This is a genomic window from Pseudocolwellia sp. AS88, assembly GCF_030551755.1.
In the GTDB taxonomy this organism is placed as follows: Bacteria; Pseudomonadota; Gammaproteobacteria; order Enterobacterales; family Alteromonadaceae; genus Pseudocolwellia.
Genome location: NZ_JAUPEC010000016.1, coordinates 86,568 through 106,757 on the forward strand (window position 1 = coordinate 86,568; position 20,190 = coordinate 106,757).

Sequence of the window (20,190 nt, forward strand, 5' to 3'; positions counted from 1 at the left end):
AAAAAATTAATACTTACCAGATAGTTACCCAGCAAATACTGCCCACATAGTCACATTACAAACCCAACCACTTTAAAACATCCAGTATTGTATTATTTTTAACCAATAGTTGATCTCACTCATAAAAATGCCTAATAGCGAAGAAACCAAACCATTAATAGGCTAGTGTTAAAGTAGCTTAGATAAATAATGCTCTTAACTTAACTTAACTTTAATTTGGTGCAAATCGTTTTAAATTTATTAAACCTAAAGCAAGGCTAGGTTAACTTAGTACTTAAGAGCTAATCATTAACATTAAATGTAGGTGATGATATGAAATATTTAATAGCCGTATGTAGTGTTTCGCTAATAAGTTTAGGGCTTATAAGTTGTGACTTAGGACCTGAATCTCCTAGAGGTTTTAGTTTCCCTAAAGGCGATAGTAATCAAGGTAAGATGGTTATAGCTAAATACCAATGTTTATCGTGCCATCAAATTAAAGATTAAGATAAAGGAAATGTAATAGATAACCCTGAGTTAAATATTCAATTAGGTGGAAAATCAACAAAAGTTAAAACCTACGCCGAACTCGTTACCAGCGTCATTAATCCCTCACATAAAATTGTAAAATCATATCCAAAAGATAGTTATAGCACTGATGGCAAATCAAAAATGAAAAACTTTAATGAAGAGATGACCATTAATGAACTGATCAATCTAGTTACGTATTTAGAAACTAAGTATGAACTTATTCCTTATAGCCATACAAATTATCAGCTTTATAATTATTAATCTTTATTGAGAAGGAAAGATGGCAATGAAAACCACTAAACATGGCTTATCAATTGGTATAGAAAGAATAGACAATAAATTTTATCTGTCTCTAAAAGCTGTAGGTAAATTAACTCACGCAGATTATGAAATAATTACACCTTTGATCGATTCAGCACTAGCTCAAGTTACAGAGCCTAAAGTTGATGTATTAATCGATGGAACTGAACTTGATGGCTGGGAGTTAAGGGCGGCGTGGGATGACTTGAAGCTAGGACTAAAACATAATAACGAATTTAATAAAATTGCTATTTACGGAAACAAAGACTGGCAAGCCAAAACAGCTAAGATAGGTTCTTGGTTTATATCAGGCGAAATAAAATACTTTACCAACTTAACTGAAGCTGCAGAGTGGTTGAAAAACTAATAAGCAAACATTGAGCTCATTAACAGAAACCTTGAACTTTTGAGCTCTAACCTAACAACCTTTATGAAATACACATCTTGTAGTCAACGCTCATATTTACACTTCACAAACACTTAATAACTATACCTCTAGTTAAGATTAATGAAACAAAAACACATAAGAAGTTACTTATGTAAAAACAAAATTTCATCAAGCTTAAAGACAATAGCCTTGTACCTATTACTAATAATCCATTTATAAAATCACCATTCATTCATTACTAATAATTGGCTACAAGCCATGTATCTAATTTTAACCCTCAAGTCTTATGAAATATTGTATTGATACGATGCTTGATGTATATTAGTAAAATCTAATATACAGGGTTTAATTTAATGCTCGATGATAAACAAAAATCTAACATGGCTGAAAGTGCAGAGAAAGCTGAAAAGCTATTAAAACTTTTAGCTAATAAGTACAGATTACAAATTTTATGCTCATTAGCATCAGGTGAAAAAAATGCTGGTGAACTTGAGGAACAGAGCGACTTATCACAATCTGCGATCTCACAACACCTGGCCAAATTACGTGAATCTGATGTAGTAATAGCTCAAAAACGTGGGCAAATGGTGTACTACAAGTTAGCGAGTATTGAAGTGAACGCCATATTGTCTACACTGTATTTAATTTACTGCAACAAATAAGATTTATCTAATATAACGAATTAATTAGGAACAAAAATGAAATTTGAAAATGTAACACCAACAAAAGCCAAACAATGGTTAGAAAACGGCGAAGCTATTCTTATTGATGTTAGAGAGCCAGCAGAGTTTGCAACCAAGCATATACAAGGTGCAACCTTATTACCTTTAGGAAAAATAACTTCGGAAGATTTACCTGAAACCAACAAAAAAATAGTGATCTATTGTCAAAAAGGTTCGAGAGGCAATTCAGCTTGTGTAAAAATCACAGATCAAAATAGCTCAGTCGTTATATACAATTTAGTTGGTGGTATTGAAGCTTGGCAAGAAGCTGGTAACGCAGTAAAAGAAGGTAAAAGTAAAGTACTTCCACTAGATAGACAAGTACAAATAACCATTGGCAGTTTAGCTTTGGCAAGTAGTTTAACAGGGTACTTTCATGATCCAGCGTTCATGTTACTACCCGCATTTTTAGGAGCTGGATTATTGTTTGCTGGCTTATCTGGAACTTGTGGTTTAGCAATATTAATGGCAAAAATGCCATGGAACCAGAAAGTTTAAAAAATTATAAGATCGTCTATTAAGTTTCTTACTTAGTCTAACTATTGCTATCTAAATGTGTAGTTTATACAAAATAAGTTTATATTATATAAGCGTTATAATTTAAAATTTTGATGTTATCTACTGATGAAATTTTAAGTAAGAAACTTGGTCTAATAGTTAATGATAAGTAATAGTTTCAGCTAAGGAATGATAGTGGCAGACAATACTAATAATGATCACATCAACGCTCCCATTGTAATTATTGGTGGTGGTGCAGGCGGTTTAGAATTAGCAACTAAGCTCGGAAGATATTATAAAAAAAGACAACAACGTGTTGTTCTCGTTGATCAAAATAGAACTCATATTTGGAAACCTTTATTACACGAAGTCGCTGCCGGTGCATTAGATTCAGAAATAGATGGCGTCGATTATTTAGCTATTGCTCATAAAAATGGTTTTACTTTTCAATTAGGCACAATGATAGATCTAAACAGAGAAAGTAAAACTGCTTATTTAGCGCCATTAATCGATGATGCACAACAACTTGTTTTAGAAAAGCGAGAACTCAATTACAGTAAACTAATTTTTGCTCTTGGCTCTATTACAAATGACTTTGGTACTGAAGGAGCTGCCCAAAACTGTATCTTCTTAGACTCTCCTAAAAGCGCACAAAACTTTCATACCCTTTTACTTAACGAATTTTTAAAGTTACAAGACGACACATCAAAAGATACTTTAGAAATTTCTATTGTTGGAGCAGGGGCTACAGGTGTCGAACTCTCTGCAGAGCTTTATAAAACCACCGAGTTATTAAAAACTTATGGTTATACTCATCTTCATAACTACCGCTTAAAAGTACGAATAATTGAATCAGGACCACGATTATTACCCGCTTTACCTGAAAGAATAGCAAATAGCACACAGATTGAGCTTGAAAAACTAGGCGTTGAAATTATTCTAAATACCTTTGTTACTAAAGTTGAAGCTACAGGTTTGCATACTAAGGATGGAAATTTTATTAAAAGTAACATTTCTGTTTGGGCCGCAGGTATTAAAGCTCCTGAATTCCTTCAAGGTCTTGCTGGGCTAGAAACTAACAAAATAAATCAGTTAGTAGTGAACCAGGATTTAATAACAACTCTAGATGATAGTATTTATGCAATTGGTGATTGTGCACATTGCATAATGCCTGATGGCTCAAAGGTTCCTCCAAGAGCACAGTCCGCTCATCAAATGGCATCTAATGTTTTCACAAATATTAAAAATGCAGAACAAGGTAAAGAACTTAAACCTTATTTATACGTAGATTATGGCTCTCTAGTTTCTCTTTCTACTTATTCAACTATTGGTAGTTTAATGGGGAATATGACCAAAGGAAGTATGTTTATAGAAGGGCGACTAGCAAGAATTGTATATATTAGTTTATATCGAATGCACCAAATGGTGATATTTGGCAAAGCTAAAACCTTATTAATCATGCTAGTTAATAAACTTAACAAACGACTTAGACCTAACTTAAAGTTACATTAATCTTTTTTATTTTATTGAATTAGTTAAAGCGGTTATCAAGAATTTTCTAAGAATTAAAATAACCGCATCTTCGTGAAACGTAGAAAGGTGTTTCTTTTTTGCACAACAAATTCTGGCTAAAAAGCTGGCAAATAAGCAGGGCGGAAGTATCATCAATATGCCTTTACAGATGTGACATATAGGTGCTTCAAATAGAACTGTTTACTGTATTATTAAGCATGCAATCGAAGGTTTAAAAGCTATGGCTGTAGAATTAGCACCAAATCCTATAAGAGTTGATAGCATCTACCCAACATTTATCAACCTCCCAATGATAGAAAACTTTTTTAATTCTGAAGAATTCCAACAAGAAACCCTAACAAAAATACCATTAGGCAATGTTGGAGTTGTTGAATATATTATGGGCGCAGTTGCGTCAGATGCAAGCCGACTTGTTACAGCAAGTAGCCAAAAAGTTGATGGCGGATAGACTGCTCAGTAGCTTAAGAATAAAAGAGACTATTCATTTTAAATAACTATTTTTAAAAGAAGCCTTAGATCTTATTTGGATTAGCAGTATAATCCCTTGTTAATAATACAAATATATATACAAGGAATGTTATGTACCGAGGTCAGTTAACAAAGTGGGATAATGCAAAAGGTTTTGGCTTTATCAAATCCCCTGATTTAAGTAATGATACCTTTATCCATATTTCTGAACTTAGTCACATGAGTAGAAAACCTAAACAGGGCGACTATATCCACTTTAATATTGAGCAGCATCAAGGTAAAACACGAGCGATAAATGCACGTATTGAGGGGGCAAAATCGATAAGCACTTTACAAGTATCTAAACATAGCAAACCAAAATCTAGCAATAAACTTATTTACGGACTTATTTTTGTTGGATTTACAGCATTCATAGTTCAACGCCTAGATTTAGGTAAAACAAATCAAATACCACAAACGCAGCTTATAGAAGAATCGTCTATATCAAAGCCATTAACAAAAACACCAACACAAAGTTTTACTTGTGATGGACGTCAACATTGTAGCCAAATGAGATCGCGTGCTGAAGCTGAGTATTTTATTCAACACTGTCCCAATACTAAAATGGATGGTGACCGTGATGGAATTCCTTGTGAGAGACAGTTTTAAAAACACAAATCTAAATTGATGAAAGTATTTCAATAATGTCTTACTTGAATAACTGAACAATAATCTAGAGTAATTATATAAAAGACAAACACAGAGAAACTAAACAGTGTTTATTATTGGCAGTTAATTAAGTAAGTCTGATTTCTTTACAACGAATAAAAACAAACATTACATAGATACACAGACAAGCATACACGGTTATACTCATCAAACCCCACTAAGTCCAATACTGTTCAGTATTGGACTTAGTGTGTTTGGCGCTTTAAATAGATGTTTAGCCTGAATTTACCCACATTATGTAAATTTCATTCTCACATTATATCTGTTTGTATATCTGCTATATAAAGCATTGATATATATCGAATTTTAACGTTTATCATATGGGTTTTAATTCAAGCTTATAGATTATCTATGTTTTAGCTCAAATAGTTAACCGAGTTGAGTTTAATGTAATTTGATGAATTTGGTCTTAAGTTTACGCAAACACTATGTATAGACTTTTAATTTTTAGTGGAAAAATTACTGATATATTAAATTTATAAAACAATCTGAGCTTTGTTTATTTAAAAGCAAAAAATTAAAAGCTTTAAATTGATGAGTTATCTATTTGTGAATTATCACTGTTATATACATACAAATGTTTAATTTTTTAAAACACAAAATCATTTTAATTTAACTTAAGCTTTTTAACCTAACATTTAAATTTACTAAGCTGTTATATACAAATGATTAAATATAGATAAACAAATGAATTCTGAATTCTTAAAATCCATATACTTGGATTATGTGCAACAAGCTTATTAACATCTCTACAAGTTATTAAGTCTTACATCTAGATTCACCAAGCTTCTATAAATACATCAATATATAAACTGATTAATTTAAACATTGGTATTTATACTCGATCACCAATATCTGATTATCATCTCAAGTCTGCTGTTAACAGCGCCAGTTTGGGAAGCTTCTTTAGGTGGGTTTCCAGCACTAAATGTAGTACCAGGTCAGTTTTTAGTTAAAGATTTAGTTTTATTAGCTGCTTCTGTTTGGTTACTAGGTAAAGCACTCAGTATTAAAAAATAAAATTTTATTTATTCTTACCTAAGCAATATTTTATCCTCAAAGCCAGTGTTTCATGCTGGCTTTATTGATTTGTCTTACAACCATGATGTTCCAATTACATACCAACCGAAAGTTTAACTTTAACAATATAATGAAAATCATTTTTCTAAAATATCAATGCCCTAGCCTTTTTAGTATTGGACATAGTAAGATTAAGAAATTACACTTATCATCATTGAGTTAAGCTTATTAACAGCCATGAAAGATAAGATTTAAAATGTCATTAACTAAACCTGTACCTTTATACCCTGCTTATATTGATCTACTTGAATTCGATTTTGAGGATTATCCTGAGCTCGATGATTTGTTCAAATCTGAAGATAAATGGTGGATTGAGCATTTTAAATGGGGACAAGCTTTTCTTGAATATACGGGTCGAAACAAATCGATTCATACTTACGACCGTTTTAGGAATGAAATAGAACGTTTCTTATTATGGGCATTCATTATAAAGAAAACGCCGATAGATCAACTTCGTAAAAATGACATTCTTGAATATGCTGACTTTTGCTGGTTACCCCCTGTTAGCTGGATAGGTACATCAAACCAAGAACGTTTCAAGTTATCGAATGGCTACTCAACAGCGAACGAGTTTTGGTCGCCATATAAAATTCAAATACCTAAAAGTCTTAAAAATATACAAGATGTTGCAGATATTGATAAGAAAAAATACCGTCCTTCTCAGCAAACATTAACATCAACATTTACCGCTTTAATTGTGTTTTATAGTTATTTAATGGGTGAAGAACATTGTTTAGGTAATCCTGCACAAATAGCTAAAAAAGATTGTCGCCATTTTATAACTGACGCTCAGGTAAAAGAAGTAAAACGCTTGAGTACACCTCAGTGGGAATATGTGTTGGAAACAGCCATTAGTATGGCTAATGAAGATGAAACATTTGAGCGAAGTTTGTTTGTAATAGCATCTCTAAAAACTTTATTTTTACGTATTTCTGAATTATCAGAACGCCCTGCTTGGTCACCAATTATGGGACATTTCTGGCAAGACGAAGATGATAACTGGTGGTTAAAAGTTTTTGGTAAAGGTCGTAAATTACGCGACACCACAGTACCAGAAGACTACATTCCATTTTTGAAGCGCTATAGAGCTTCAAGAGGATTATCAAGTTTGCCAACAAGTAACGAAAATACAGTATTAGTTGAGAAAATTCGTGGCCAAGGTGGCATGACTTCACGACATTTAAGACGCTTAGTGCAAACAGTTTTCGATAAAGCTTACTTAAATATGAAACAAGATGTTGGTGAAGATAAAGCACTAAAACTAAAAGAAGCATCAACCCATTGGCTAAGACATACAGGTGCAAGTATGGAAATTGAGCGTGGTCGCCCTCTTAAAGATGTTTCTGAAGACTTGGGTCATGCAAGTATGGCGACTACCGATACTGTTTATGTGCATAGTGAAAGTAAATTACGCGCTAAAAGTGGTAAAGAGCGTAAAGTTAACTAGCAGATTTGTCTTTAATTAAAGGTAATATGAAGGTCCAAATCAACCTAAAGAATACCGTAAAAACTGTTGCTAATTCAGTCGATTACTATATTCTGTTTGTTCCTTCGTTTTGTCATTTTACTTCGGTACCTGGCTCAGCGCTCTACTTAGAGACAGCCAATGACAGATCTACGATTAAGTTATCAAACAATAGAATTTGATAAAATAGATATCCATCTTTGTACACTTCGTGATAATCAAGAATTCTCAGATCCTAACCAAATTGCTGAAAAATTAGGTATTTCTTCTGCAACATGGCCTATTTTTGGAGTTGTTTGGCCTTCAGGTTTAGTTCTCGCTCACTACATAAAAGATTATGAAACGGGCAGTAAAAGAATTTTAGAAGTTGGTTGCGGCATGGCGTTATCCAGCTTACTTCTTAATAAACAATCAGCTGATATTACAGCAACAGATTACCATCCTGAGGTTAATAACTTTTTAAAAAGAAACGCATTACTTAATGGTGATGATGCAATTGCATTTGAGCAAGTTGATTGGACCAATAAAGACGACGACCTTGGATTATTCGATTTAATTATTGGTAGCGATTTACTTTATGAAGATGAACACACAGAACTATTAGTGAGCTTTTTGGCGGATCATGCAAATCCTACATGTGAAGTTATTATTGTAGATCCTGGTCGTGGTAGGAAAAATAGTTTGAGTGCTAAGATGATGGCTCTAGGCTTTACTGCAACGCAACAGAAACCAGAACATACAGATTTTTTAGTTAAAGAATTTAAAGGACATATTCTAAAGTTTGTGCGTACATCTCCATAAATAGCATATGTTTATTAAATAAAAATCTTCTTAATTTTAGCTGCAACCATATAAAAGAATGTCGTTATTTTGATTAAGTAACGACATTTTTGACTCTACTATAACTAGCCTACAGTAAGAATAATATTTTCATTTTTACCTTCAGAGCCTTCTATAACAAAGTGTAATTTTGTTCCAGATTCCGACTTAAGATACGATTTGGCTTTAGATGCGGAACAACCAGGAATTTCACAATTTTCAATAGATATTACTTTATCTCCAATTTTGAAACCTGCTTTTTCAGCTGGAGAATCAGCGACTACCTTTTTAACGGTTAACTCTGTAATTTCAGGAGAAAAGAAACCACTAGCGGTAACATCCCAAGTGATCCCAACTTTGCTTGGGTCTTTTGCTGCTGAATATAATGAGCAAAAAGATAAACAACATAACAATAAAATCTTTTGATAAAACATATACTTTCCTTGTAAGGCTAATAAATATTAGCCATTTGATAATTAATAACTATAAAGAATTTGAAAGCTTATAAATAGATTTATTTTACTTTTTACGTAATGAAGGGATTTTCTGGCCTTCTTCTAAGGAAGTGATCAGTATACTTAATCTTGTTAATTGAGTTTCTTTTTTTTTAGCACTCATTACCCACCAAATAGAATCTCTTTTATATGAAGGCGCTAAGTTGTTAAAAAAATTCCATGCTTTGTTATTAGCTTGTAGTATTTCTTCGTATTCAGTAGCAAGAGGCACATTTCGGTCTTGCGAAGAATAACCCTTTTTATCCGATCTTTTGTTAAAAACATATAATCCAGCCGGCTTCATTTTTCCAAGAGGGATCAAAGTTTCTACTTTTTTAACGTTTACCGCACTCCACACACTATTTACTTTACGAGGAGTAAAACGTATTTTATAACTGTCTTCGTTAATAGATTTTCTAATGCCGTCAATCCAACCAAAACAAAGAGCTACATCTACAGAGTCAGACCAAGTTATACTTTCACGATCAGCATTTTTTTTATAATACCCAACCCAGAGTTCAGTAGCTTCTGGGTTTTGTTCTAACCAATGATAAAACTCTGTTTGTTTTTTAAAAAAAATAATACATTCCATTGTCTAACGTCCTAAATTACTTATGTTCTACAGCTAATAATGTTTTAATAAATTGTAGGTAAACTTTAATATTTTGATCTTTTTTCAGGGGTTTACCATGCTCTGAATCTAATATTAAAGCTAAAAGAGTTTTATAACTTTAGGTTTAAGAAAACAGCTAATAATACTACCAAAAAGATACTTATACATCGCTTCAATTTCTTCTTTATGGATACAGCCACCAAAAATAAGCATTTCAAGTTCTTCTCTTGGTTCCTTTACAATATAACCAGATGATGTGAATCCGTTTTTTTGATAGAAAGCTTTACGTTTAGATCTTTGCTTATAGTTATTCTCTCGCTCATCAAGCTTTTCAATGTTAAGTACAATTTTTTTATTTGTATGAATAGTTTTTAATAAATCTATCACTTTACTGCCATATCCACTCGATCGACAAGATTCTGATATAGCAAAAAAATGCACAAATACAATATCTTTATACTCTGTGGTATAAATAAGGCCTACCCAAATATCACCCGCATAAATAACATTAAATCCATCTTTACCATTTCTGAGTTTAAATTTAAGTAACCACGTAGGAATATTTCTAACCGTAGTAAAGGCTTCTTTATAAAGATCAATAACGTCTAAATAGTTATCGTTAGATCGAGAAAGCGGTACAAGGTTAATTTTCATATTAAATCATTTATTACACTGACATATTCAAACGAGATAAAAGAAGTAAGTTGGAAAATTTTCCATCCTTAAAACTGCAACACTTTTTCTCACCTTCAATTTCAAAACCAAACTTCTGGTAAAGAGATAATGCAGCTTTATTTTCAGGGTAAACTTCTAACTCTAAACGTAAGATATTTAACCATTTGTCCGCTTGGTTAATTGCTTCTGTAAGTAGTTGTCGTCCTACTCCTTTGCCATGACTATCAGGATGCACTGCTATAGCTAAAGATGCTGAATGTTTTTCTCTCGGTTTATTCGACATAATAAGGCTTATATGTCCTATCACTTTATTATCTAATTCTGCAACCAATATATAATCTGTTGGGCTTTGAAAGAATTTTTCTACGTCACTTGAACTAAGAAAAGGTACTTGAGACGTGTTTTCTGTTACCGAAGGATAACTATATATCTCAGCTAAGTCTTTAAGATCTGATTGTTCAAAATGTCTAATATGTAATTTCAATTTAAAACCTTAATTCTAAGAAATGCTCATGGAAAAAATATCATTTAAATAACTATATTATTTATGAGAGCTGTTTTCAGCTATTGTTGTCATTATTTATAACCTACTATGGCGTTGCTTTACCAACTTGTTTTGCGATGTAATAACGATAAAAACCCACAGCACTACTACCAACAAACACAACTTCAACCAAAATACCTACTGGAGTCCACAACATAACATTATGAATTAGCCATAACGTACCACCTAATATCATCATTATACGTAAAAATTTATCATTATTACTAAATGAACCTGTGGTAATAAAAATAGTGGCAATAAAACCTAATATACTTAAATAACCAACGTAGGTATAAATACAAATGAACAAACTTACACAAAGAGAAGCCACGGCCATCCATTGAAACTTCCATTTAATAGAAATTAAAAATCTGATACTTGAGAATAAAAATATGTAACCTGCTGTTGGTTGATCAAGTAATAAATAATGAAATCCGTTGAATAAACAACTTAAAGATAAAAGCGCAAGAATACGGTTTTTATTCTTAAGTTGCATAGCAAAACATTCAATAGCCAGAGTAAAACTAACTAGCAACTGGGAGAGTAAAAAGTCTGGCATAGGATTCAAAATACAGATAAAAATAACGAACTAGAAGAATAACGTTTTTTTATAGAAGGATATAGAGATGAATCAGATATTTGATCCGCAAATTTATTATTAACAATAGCATAGAATACTTTCGTTCTTTTATAATGTTTAAGTTTCTATGCTATTTGTAAAAGTGTATATATTATTTTCTAAGCTTTGCTGACTCTCTTGCTTTGATTTTCAACTTCTTAATTTTAGTTCCATACCATTCAGCCATTGGTGCCGCTGCAATACCGTGAATTAAGGTACTTATCCATACAGCATTAATCGCTACTATTATAATTGAATGTCCATATTCACCTAAAATATCTTTAGAAATAATTAGTGCAAAAAGTGCAGTGGCAAGACCTCTCGGTCCAAAGAATCCCATAAATAAACGAGTAAGAGTTTTAGATTTTGTACCAAGTAAAGATAAATAAATAGCTAGCGGACGTACAATAAAGATACTAACAATAATATAACCAACTACAGGTAAAGATAAGTGCTCAATGGCAGTAGGTAAAAGACCAAGACCAATAATAACAAACGAGCTCCATATTAATATTTGCCCTTCACTTTCTGTAAATTGATAAATAAATCGGCAATGCCCTTTTACAATATTACCAAAAGCTAAACCTGCAACAAACGCTGAAATAAAGCCATTCCCCCCAAGTAAACTAGCCATAATATAGGAAATACCTGTAAGGGCTAAAACACCAATACCTTCATATATAGATGATGATGTTTCTTTAGATTCTGAAAAGAGAAATAACCGTCCACTCATCCACCCTATTCCAACACCCACTAATATACCTACAAATATTTGTGTAAAACCAAACATCAACCAAGATATATCACTTACTTGAGATCCTGTTTCCATTGCAACAAGGCTGGCAAAAAATAAAATAACAGGAAGCGCAAGACCATCATTTAACCCGCTCTCTACCGATAAACTTTGACGCTCGTTTATAGGTACACTTTCATTACTGACAACAGCTTGTCCAAGGGCTGCATCTGTAGGTGCCAATATCGCAGCGATTAAAGCTAACATTGCCCAAGACCAATGAGGGAAAAACAAATAAGCAAAGCCAGTACCAATTAAAATACTTAATGGAATACCAATTAACAACATTCTTAAAGGCCAAGATCTTTGCTTTTTTAATCTTCGTAAATTGATTTGAGAAGCGTCTAAAAACAGTAATACAACAAGGGATATTTCTGCAATAAGATAAACTGTCTCATGTGCATCACCAATATGAATCATTCCAGATTGTGACATAAGATAACCCATGCCTAAGAACACCATAGGGGCTGTTAGAATAGTTGTAGACAGTCTTTTAGCTAACATAGCGTAAGTAATAACTGAAAAAAGAATAATGAGTAATCCTATTTCCATTAGTGATCCCTATAATAATTGATTGTGAACTTTTAGAGTTGTTAGTTACTGGAACGCATAAATAGGTTTTATTTAACGTTATTGTACTGAACCCCACATAAAAAATAACCGGCGCTTGGCCGGTTATCATTAACATTGATTACATTAAAATCTGTTTAAAGATTAATTAGACGATGAGCGTTTGGCATCTAGACCTATAAATCTGTCAACAGATAAAAAGCCTGGTCCACGTGCGAAAAGTACTAATAACGTCGCTGCCCACCAAGAAGCTGGGTTAATCCAGTGATCTAAAGTTGGGAAAACAGCTAACTGAATAAACATCGTCATACCGATAAGGCCTAACGCAGCAAAACGAGAAAACAAACCAATTATTAGTAATATTGGAAGTAATACTTCTACAACACCAGCTACCACAGCTAATGACTCGATAATTGTTACAACAAGAGAACCATCTACATAATCTAATGTTTGTGGATCACATAGTAGTAAAGCCCCTTCCCTTATTGGGTCTGGGCAGAAGAATTCATATTTAAATAGGTCGTATTTATCTACATTAAATTGTAAAAAACCATCCCATTTACTTAAACCTGAATCTAAGAAAACTTTCGCTACCATAAAGCGCATAAATAATAGTGCTAAAGGCTCTAAAAACTTTGATAATTGCTCGCCCATCTGTACGTACAACAATTGTAATTTTTTTACCATACCCATGTTTGTTCCTTAATATTATTATGTTTTTAATTAATTTTTATTTCTAATAGTTCATTTTGCAAGCATGCGGTAAAGGCATCACTTACATCAAAGTTTTCATCTATTGTTAGAGCTGCTTCAAAGGCTTCACTCAAAGGTTTACTTTTACCTAGCAATGTCTGCATTAAAGCGACTTCTGCAAGCGTCAGTAAACGTGCTTGCACAGCACCTTGTATACGCCATAACATAACAAAACTAACATTAGCGGTTTCATATAGATCATCGTCATTATTAGTTTTTAGTGAAATCCATTCAGAAAAAGCGTTTTCATAGACTTGCACTAAAAACACACTAGGATTTAGCCTTACATTTAAATCTGTAAGTTCAATTCCTTGTTCTAAAAGTTCAGTCACATTCTCTATAGTTAATGTTCCGTTCGAGTCGGCACTCATTAAACTCTTTAACCAGGCATAATCTAGCTGAGCGATATTCACTAAGTTTGTATATGAATCAGATGTAATTTGCTGATATTCAGCTAATTCAACACTCTCTTTATCGTTAAGCTCGATATCACTAAACAAGTTTTCTAAAAATTGAGGAAAATTAATTCCGTATCCAACTAAAGTTCCTTGCTCTGGTGGGAAGTGGTCAACATATAGTCGAGCCATTTCTCGAAAGCGCTCAGCACCTAACTTTTTTTCACACATAGGGAAATTGGCAGATAGAGCATCAATACAGCCTTTATAAAAGCCATTGCGATACACTGCTAATCGATTAATATGTGATGAGTTTTCGCAGAAAATTTCTATTCCAGTCGAATCACCGTTACGTAAATACTGAGCAAAAGCATCAATGTATTGTTCTGTACTCATTAACGCATCACTTCTGTAAAAGATAAATCGGAGCTAGATTTTATCTCACATTGATCTAAATAATTTTGTGCAGTTTTACGTTCACTCATAAGCTCATCAAACGAAGGAATATTTGCATCTCGCTCAACAAGAACAGGAACATGACCAAATAATTCTAAGGCTTGTTCCAATAATTTCCATACGGGTGTTGCTACTGCTGCAGCATGACTATCAATTAATAAAGACTGACCAAGAGTAGGATCTTCATCATGACCTGCTATATGAATTTCTCCAACAAGGTCGCTTGGTATTTGCTTCAAATAGTTCAGGGCGTCAATTCCTGTATTTTTACTACTAATATATATATTATTAATATCGATAAGTAAGCCACAACCGCTGCGCTTAGCTGCCTCAACTAAAAATTGAGGTTCATCCATATCACTTATAAAGTCTAAATAGTTACTTGGGTTTTCAATTAAAATAGATCGACCAATACCTGTTTGGTAACAATCAATTCCATCAATTAAAGATTGCAGTGCATCTTGGGTTCGAGGCAATGGCAGTAAATCTGCAAAGTATTTACCTTGAGATTTAGACCATACTGCGTGCTCTGAAACTAAGCTTGGTTGAAACTTATCTATTAAAGCTTTTACTTGTTTAGTATGCGCTGTCATAGATTTATGGTCAGATCCTAAAGATCCACCAACACCGTGAAAGCTCACATGATAATTTTCACGAATAGCGCTCAAGTAATTTAATCGTGGTCCGCCTTCAACGAAGAAGTTTTCGGTATGTACCTCAAACCATAAATTATTTTTAGATTGCTGTTGTAAAGGCAAAGCTAAAATTTCATCAAGGTGTTCAGGTTTTAAACTTAAACCTGCACCTAAATGCTCCCCAGCATGAATGCGCTGGGGAAAATGTAAGTTATTAACCTTCAAGAGAACCTTTTCCGTTAGGTGTTACAATTGACTCACATGTGCCTTTAGGAGAATAAGTCCAAGCATTTGCTTGAAAATCTACAGTTGAAGTACCTTCACAACTTGTACCAGCACCTGCTTTACAATCATTCTCACCAGCTAAAGCAATACCGTAACACTTATCTTTACGACCACGAGCTTTATCACCAGCTAACCATTTAGTAAGCTTTTCTTGTACTTGAGGTGCTGCATCTTCAGCAATTGATAATTGGCTATTTGCCCCAGCTGTTGCACCTGCACTTAATACTGCTACCGACGCGCCAACTAATAATGCTTTAGTTAAATTTGCTTTGTTCATTTGTTATTCTCCTGATTAAAAAATTCTTTATTGTTTTATGGGCGTTATTAATAACATGCTCAAAACAATTATATTAAGGATATGCAATATCCCTGTGTTATCAACTTAAGAGACCTATACTTGTAAAATAATATTTCAAAAAAAAAGTATTAATTTCGAATATTAATGAAATCATTATAGCTTAGGCTTATAAATACTGAGTAAAATACGATATGGAGAGATTAATAAATTAGGTAAGAATGTCTCTGACAAAAATAAAATAAACGATTCCTATCGCACTAAATCTAAAATCTGTTTAAATTCAGGTGTTCTACAATCCCTAACCAGTTCATATAAACACATTTCTAAGCCTGTAATCTCTACACCACAATCTTGTAAACGATTAACGGCAAGTTGTTTATTTAATAAAGTTCTAGATGAAACACAATCACTAACAAGTTCAACCTTGTAGCCTTGCTCTGCCAAACCTCTAGCCGTTTGGTAAACACAAATATGCGCCTCAATGCCACAAACAAGCCAAGTATCTACATTATTATTTTTAATAGAGTTTAAGAAATCTAGCGACGCACAAGCATCAAAAGTATATTTGGTTATGGGAGTAATATCAGTAAGAATAGTCGTTAATTCATCAACTGTTGAGCTTAGTTTTTCAGGATTTTGTTCCAGTAAAATAATAGGTAATCCAAGTTCGTTAGATCCTTTGATGAGTTTTACACAATTAGAGATTAGCTTTGTACTGTCATCAACCAAGTGAGCAAGTTTACCCTGAATATCAATAACAATAAGTCCTGTATTATCTTTGATTAACATTAAAGTCTCCCAGACTTGAAAGCTTGAATATGATTATTAAAAACTACTTAGTTTAACTCGAAAGTACACGTTTTCCTTTACGCTCCAAAAGTAAAAAAAGTAATGAACAGACTATAAATAGAATATTCTGTCTGACTCTAGTTAATGATTTTGTCTGATTTACGCACTGCAAAATAAAACATAAGACCGCTGTAAACATCTACAAAAATATGAATGAGTATAGGAATGATAATATTGCCTGTAATAATATAAATACAGCAAAAGATAGCGCCCATAACACTGGTTCTTATAACTTCCTGCCACCCTAAATATATGTGCCAAAGACCAAAAATAATACTACTTAATACTATCGCAGCTACAATTCCCATATGATTATCTATAAGGGTAAAAAGATATGCTCGAAAAATGAGTTCTTCACATATGCCTGCTGTTACAGAAACTATTAATGTAAATACCAACATTTCATTTTTAGTTTCTGGTAAAAGATCTTTAAAAGATTCAGTCTTAGTCTTTATAGCAGCTCTTAATTCTTCACTTGAAATAATTGACCTGATTAACAGGAACAAATAAATTATTGCTATAAAAAGTAAGGAGATAAATAAAATGTTTTGCCAGTTATTTTCAATATGAAAACCAAAATCAACAACCGAAAGTTTATTATCAGAATAAAGATAGACTAAAAATATGGTAGGAAGCCATATAAAGGAAGCAATCTTCAAATATTCAAAGATTTTATTGTTTGATTTATATTTCTCGTTAATAAAATCAACTACAGGAAAGAGTAAAATAAATCCTAAAATTGCTACTTCTGAACTATTCATAGTATTCCATTGCTAACTAATTCATTCCCCAGAACTCAGTACATTTTAATTTCTTTTATACCTTTACATTATCGATTACTTAAGTCGATATGAGTTTTGGCAATACTTTATGGCAAACAATAGGTATTTTAGGGGGTATAAAAATAGGGATTGCCGTCACCATCAACAATACAAGCATAGAACTTTTCGGTAAAAGTATCTAACTCATTTTCATCATCTTGATTTTTCAAAAATTTGAGCCAATTACTAGAAACCATACACTCTTGAATTTGGCTTTTAACGGCTTCTTTGCATTCTTCATCATCTTCGCAAGAATCAATTAAACTGTATTCTAAGGTTTTTCTAAATACCAACTCTTCGATATCTGTATCACTGCAAGAAGTAAGTAAAATAATAAAAACTAATGAAGATATTGTTTTGTTGATACGCATTGGGTTTACCTGTGTGGAAGATATAACGAGTTAAAACATGAAATGAAAATAGCTATATTATACAATAGGTTAAGGTAATGGCTAAAGAATTAATTTCATATAATAAGCTAAGTAATATTAGAGACTTAGCTTATGCTATTTTTCTGGCCATTCAGTTTATTAGTTAGAACTTAAACACCCTTTTGAAAGATCTCTTTGTGGGAATATTGTATTTAAAGTCTTATTAATTTCCACCCAATCATTAGTCATTTTAGCTGCTTGCGATTCTGTTAATACAGAGCCAAATTCAGTCTCTCTTTGTTTTTCAATGTTTACGTAATGATAGATATTAGTATCGATGTCGTTTCGTTCTTTAAATTCTTCATAAACATTAACTATATTTTTCTCTGAATCATCAACAAAAACAATTGCATCAAATTTGCGGTCAGTTTTCTCAAGAATAAAATTTAACATTTCTCCTTTATTCATACCTGAAGTCATCATTACACCTTTCATGTAACTTAACTCCCTTTGGAGCATTTCTCTGTAAACTGGAACTTCTTGTCCTAAAGGCGTTAACGCAGAAACCTCTAAATTTATTCCATTTCTAATTAACTCTCTTTCTGTAGCTGCTCTGTATTTAGGTGCTCTAGAAGTAAGAGCCAAAATTGTATTATTGTCTGATTGCCATTGTTTAATAGTACTTGGTAAAGTGTTTTCTGTAAGATTCATTGGCGATAGTTCATAAAGTAGACCAATTGAGTCTTCAAATAAACAAGCAACCTTTTGCTCTTCACTTGGTTTAATTTCTAATGCGCCTCGCTGCCATTGGTACCAAACATCGCCACCAATATCGACTGAATTTGTAAGCAATGTATTATCAATATCTACAACAATTAATACATTCGAATTTCCATATTTGGCATTCAAGTTATTTACGTCTTTTACCACGGTATTAAATGAAACAATTTCTTCTTTCTTAATTGGCAGGTCCGTTAAGTTTGTATTAACAGAACAACCAGATGTAGCCACAAAAGCGGCAAGCGCAAATGCTTTTACAGATAAAACTCTCATGTATTTTCCTTTATTAATTTCTAAATTATAATGCTTTGCTAAATAGGTATTATGTTACTGAAGATTCAAATACCAACAGTTTTAGATTGTTCTCATAAGTCTCTAAATATTTATTGTTGATAATTTAAGTATTTGATGAATATCCTCATATTATGGCCATTGTAAAACCTTTATAAGGAAAATACCTAACAAAGTATCATCACAAGATTGGTGTTTTTCATAAAATAAGCATTTTGTTGTTAATTAAATTCATCAGGTTTAAGCAACGAGTAACGATGAAAGGCTTAAGTTTTACTTCAATTAATACTCAATTAAATATAAAACCACAGGTAATATTGCAATAGCTAAGGTAACAGCCATACCAATAACTCCAGGTTGAATCAAATAACTTTTATGAGGATTATTCGGGTTATACAACACATTTACCGTACCGTCTTCATTATTTGTGATACCTGACAACTGCTTTTCAAGTAAGAACTTAGCATTGTGAGAAGCAATAATTATCCATGGTGATACTCGTGTTCCATGGTAATGAATATCAGCTACTTTATATGAATATAATGAATCTACTTTATATTCTTGATCTGATAATACTAGTCTTTGAGCGCCCTGCTTACTTAAAGAAGCATTCTTTAATACGCCTTTAGTGACAGGCCAACGTCTGATTAATATTTGTCTAATAAAAGAATATAGACATACCAAAAATGTATACAAAGCAGCAAAAAAAAGAACGCCTTGCTTACCACCATCAACAGCAAGGTTCCACATATCACTTATATATTCAATCATATGATAGATTACCTTTAAAACGCTTTTTACAGAGATCTAAATGGCTAAGATATAATACAGGCTAAAATTAATAAGAATATCCCCAAATATTTTACCCACATCCTAAACTCATGATAATAAATTTCATTATCTCGCTTATCATAATGGTCAACAATATGAGATAGCGTATAAAAACAACCACAAAGAAACGCGAGATTTGCAATTAATATAGAATTACCATAAATAAAAGCACTTTCGTGTTTACTTATAGGGATAAGTAGTTCTCCACTATAATAACCATATACCCCATAAGATATTAATAATATTATTATTATGAGGTTCTCAATAATCTCACATTTTGTTAAAGAGTTCGGAATATAAATGCCAGTAGAGTCAACCTTTCTTAAAGGTTCATTAAGGAGGAATGGATTAGGAATTTGCTCTTTAGGTAATGGAGTGTGTTTCCCTGAATTAATATTATCTATCAGAATACAAACTTTTTTATACCTTTCAGGGTACATCTCATTATCTATATGTGATTTAACTTCTTCTAATTCTTCTAAAGAATACTCTTCAAAATTCGGATTCACACTTACCTTCCTTGGAACATAGAGCCTAAAATACTGACACAAATGACCCGTCCTAATATAGGTTGACAGTCATTTAATTAAAACGCCTGATGTACTTCATTGGGCGTTTTATATTTT

The 20,190-nt window shown here is 32.6% G+C and carries 26 protein-coding genes; 10 read left to right on the top strand and 16 right to left on the bottom strand.

The window, feature by feature from the left end; translation table 11 throughout:
* Nucleotides 1–312: 312 nt before the first annotated feature.
* From Q5N69_RS18385 to Q5N69_RS12370, 10 genes are all read left to right on the top strand, one after another.
* The gene (locus Q5N69_RS18385) at nt 313–486 is read left to right on the top strand and encodes a hypothetical protein (protein ID WP_342866481.1); all 174 of its coding nucleotides are present in this window, start codon (nt 313–315) and stop codon (nt 484–486) included.
* Between the two features lie 310 nt (nt 487–796).
* Nucleotides 797–1,177: an STAS/SEC14 domain-containing protein gene (locus Q5N69_RS12330; protein ID WP_304369242.1), complete on the top strand. Its 381-nt coding sequence runs from the start codon at nt 797–799 to the stop codon at nt 1,175–1,177.
* A 374-nt stretch (nt 1,178–1,551) separates the two neighbouring features.
* On the top strand, nt 1,552–1,860 hold the full coding sequence (locus Q5N69_RS12335) for a helix-turn-helix transcriptional regulator (protein ID WP_304369243.1): 309 nt from the start codon (nt 1,552–1,554) through the stop codon (nt 1,858–1,860).
* Nucleotides 1,861–1,896: 36 nt separating this feature from the next.
* Entirely contained in the window at nt 1,897–2,418 is a 522-nt protein-coding gene (locus Q5N69_RS12340) for a rhodanese-like domain-containing protein (RefSeq protein WP_304369244.1), read from the top strand.
* Between the two features lie 195 nt (nt 2,419–2,613).
* Nucleotides 2,614–3,930, top strand: coding sequence for an NAD(P)/FAD-dependent oxidoreductase (locus Q5N69_RS12345; protein WP_304369245.1), 1,317 nt, complete (start codon nt 2,614–2,616; stop codon nt 3,928–3,930).
* Nucleotides 3,931–4,108: 178 nt separating this feature from the next.
* Nucleotides 4,109–4,399, top strand: coding sequence for an SDR family oxidoreductase (locus Q5N69_RS12350; RefSeq protein WP_304369269.1), 291 nt, complete (start codon nt 4,109–4,111; stop codon nt 4,397–4,399).
* A gap of 131 nt (nt 4,400–4,530) precedes the next feature.
* Entirely contained in the window at nt 4,531–5,067 is a 537-nt protein-coding gene (locus Q5N69_RS12355) for a cold shock domain-containing protein (RefSeq protein ID WP_304369246.1), read from the top strand.
* An 888-nt stretch (nt 5,068–5,955) separates the two neighbouring features.
* The gene (locus Q5N69_RS12360) at nt 5,956–6,147 is read left to right on the top strand and encodes a DUF417 family protein (protein WP_304369247.1); all 192 of its coding nucleotides are present in this window, start codon (nt 5,956–5,958) and stop codon (nt 6,145–6,147) included.
* 256 nt (nt 6,148–6,403) lie between these two features.
* Nucleotides 6,404–7,654 carry a tyrosine-type recombinase/integrase gene (locus Q5N69_RS12365; RefSeq protein WP_304369248.1) on the top strand — a complete coding sequence of 417 codons (1,251 nt, stop codon included), beginning with the start codon at nt 6,404–6,406 and terminating at the stop codon, nt 7,652–7,654.
* A 159-nt stretch (nt 7,655–7,813) separates the two neighbouring features.
* Complete coding sequence (locus tag Q5N69_RS12370; protein WP_304369249.1) at nt 7,814–8,473, top strand: methyltransferase; 660 nt, start codon at nt 7,814–7,816, stop codon at nt 8,471–8,473.
* Between the two features lie 104 nt (nt 8,474–8,577).
* On the opposite strand, the gene Q5N69_RS12375 is transcribed toward Q5N69_RS12370, so the two are convergent.
* The 16 genes from Q5N69_RS12375 to Q5N69_RS12450 form a co-directional block, all read right to left on the bottom strand.
* Complete coding sequence (locus Q5N69_RS12375; RefSeq protein WP_304369250.1) at nt 8,578–8,925, bottom strand: PDZ domain-containing protein; 348 nt, start codon at nt 8,923–8,925, stop codon at nt 8,578–8,580.
* 85 nt (nt 8,926–9,010) lie between these two features.
* Complete coding sequence (locus tag Q5N69_RS12380; protein ID WP_304369251.1) at nt 9,011–9,577, bottom strand: YdeI family protein; 567 nt, start codon at nt 9,575–9,577, stop codon at nt 9,011–9,013.
* Between the two features lie 120 nt (nt 9,578–9,697).
* Nucleotides 9,698–10,252, bottom strand: a complete 555-nt coding sequence (locus Q5N69_RS12385; protein WP_304369252.1) for a GNAT family N-acetyltransferase — start codon at nt 10,250–10,252, stop codon at nt 9,698–9,700.
* Between the two features lie 13 nt (nt 10,253–10,265).
* Complete coding sequence (locus Q5N69_RS12390) at nt 10,266–10,757, bottom strand: GNAT family N-acetyltransferase (protein ID WP_304369253.1); 492 nt, start codon at nt 10,755–10,757, stop codon at nt 10,266–10,268.
* 106 nt (nt 10,758–10,863) lie between these two features.
* On the bottom strand, nt 10,864–11,376 hold the full coding sequence (locus Q5N69_RS12395) for a YgjV family protein (RefSeq protein WP_304369254.1): 513 nt from the start codon (nt 11,374–11,376) through the stop codon (nt 10,864–10,866).
* Between the two features lie 172 nt (nt 11,377–11,548).
* Nucleotides 11,549–12,781: a sodium:proton antiporter gene (locus Q5N69_RS12400; RefSeq protein WP_304369255.1), complete on the bottom strand. Its 1,233-nt coding sequence runs from the start codon at nt 12,779–12,781 to the stop codon at nt 11,549–11,551.
* A gap of 162 nt (nt 12,782–12,943) precedes the next feature.
* On the bottom strand, nt 12,944–13,492 hold the full coding sequence (locus Q5N69_RS12405) for a DoxX family protein (protein WP_304369256.1): 549 nt from the start codon (nt 13,490–13,492) through the stop codon (nt 12,944–12,946).
* A 26-nt stretch (nt 13,493–13,518) separates the two neighbouring features.
* Nucleotides 13,519–14,343, bottom strand: a complete 825-nt coding sequence (locus Q5N69_RS12410; protein ID WP_304369257.1) for a DNA-binding domain-containing protein — start codon at nt 14,341–14,343, stop codon at nt 13,519–13,521.
* The gene (locus Q5N69_RS12415) at nt 14,343–15,263 is read right to left on the bottom strand and encodes a DUF692 domain-containing protein (protein ID WP_304369258.1); all 921 of its coding nucleotides are present in this window, start codon (nt 15,261–15,263) and stop codon (nt 14,343–14,345) included. The genes Q5N69_RS12410 and Q5N69_RS12415 overlap by 1 nt, the downstream gene beginning before the upstream one ends.
* The gene (locus Q5N69_RS12420; protein WP_304369259.1) at nt 15,253–15,600 is read right to left on the bottom strand and encodes a DUF2282 domain-containing protein; all 348 of its coding nucleotides are present in this window, start codon (nt 15,598–15,600) and stop codon (nt 15,253–15,255) included. Before Q5N69_RS12420 ends, Q5N69_RS12415 begins: the two co-directional genes overlap by 11 nt.
* 270 nt (nt 15,601–15,870) lie before the next feature.
* Nucleotides 15,871–16,410: a hydrolase gene (locus Q5N69_RS12425; protein WP_304369260.1), complete on the bottom strand. Its 540-nt coding sequence runs from the start codon at nt 16,408–16,410 to the stop codon at nt 15,871–15,873.
* Between the two features lie 137 nt (nt 16,411–16,547).
* Nucleotides 16,548–17,231 carry a CPBP family intramembrane glutamic endopeptidase gene (locus tag Q5N69_RS12430; protein WP_304369261.1) on the bottom strand — a complete coding sequence of 228 codons (684 nt, stop codon included), beginning with the start codon at nt 17,229–17,231 and terminating at the stop codon, nt 16,548–16,550.
* A 128-nt stretch (nt 17,232–17,359) separates the two neighbouring features.
* The gene (locus Q5N69_RS12435; RefSeq protein WP_304369262.1) at nt 17,360–17,662 is read right to left on the bottom strand and encodes a hypothetical protein; all 303 of its coding nucleotides are present in this window, start codon (nt 17,660–17,662) and stop codon (nt 17,360–17,362) included.
* Nucleotides 17,663–17,821: 159 nt separating this feature from the next.
* Entirely contained in the window at nt 17,822–18,715 is an 894-nt protein-coding gene (locus tag Q5N69_RS12440) for a DUF2608 domain-containing protein (protein WP_304369263.1), read from the bottom strand.
* Between the two features lie 300 nt (nt 18,716–19,015).
* Nucleotides 19,016–19,504 (bottom strand): DUF3592 domain-containing protein, encoded by a 489-nt coding sequence (locus tag Q5N69_RS12445; RefSeq protein ID WP_304369264.1) that lies wholly within the window; start codon nt 19,502–19,504, stop codon nt 19,016–19,018.
* Between the two features lie 44 nt (nt 19,505–19,548).
* Complete coding sequence (locus Q5N69_RS12450; RefSeq protein WP_304369265.1) at nt 19,549–20,073, bottom strand: hypothetical protein; 525 nt, start codon at nt 20,071–20,073, stop codon at nt 19,549–19,551.
* Nucleotides 20,074–20,190 lie beyond the last annotated feature (117 nt).